This window comes from Variovorax sp. Root473, assembly GCF_001426505.1.
Lineage (GTDB): Bacteria > Pseudomonadota > Gammaproteobacteria > Burkholderiales > Burkholderiaceae_C > Variovorax.
This window is the reverse complement of record NZ_LMEV01000017.1, coordinates 407,321-407,654: the sequence shown is the minus strand read 5'-3', so window position 1 is coordinate 407,654 and position 334 is coordinate 407,321. Positions and strand designations below refer to the sequence as shown.

Below are 334 nucleotides of genomic sequence, written 5' to 3'. Positions count from 1 at the left end.
GTTGGCCGGCACCTGCACCTCGGGCCGGCCCGTGTCCTGCGCCAGCGCCTTGGCGAAGGCGGCAAACCCGGGGTGCTGGAACAGCATGCGCACCTGCGCCTGCCAGCCGCGCGCACGCATGCGCTCGAGCAGGCGCAGCGCCAGCAGCGAATGGCCGCCCAGTTCGAAGAAGTTGTCGTTACGGCCCACTCTCTGGAGCCCGAGCACCTCGGCCCAGATCGCCGCAAGCGCCTCTTCCATCTCGCCCTGCGGCGCTTCGTAGCCCCGCCCCTGGGCGAACTGCGGCGCGGGCAGCGCCTTGCGCTCGACCTTGCCGTTGGCGTTCAGCGGCAAG

At 71.6% G+C, this 334-nt stretch carries 1 protein-coding gene; it reads right to left on the bottom strand.

Annotation, left to right across the window (positions count from 1 at the left end; all coding sequences use genetic code 11):
- The coding region (locus ASD34_RS27765; RefSeq protein ID WP_162248706.1) for a phosphopantetheine-binding protein at positions 1-334 on the bottom strand (334 nt) is incomplete at both ends.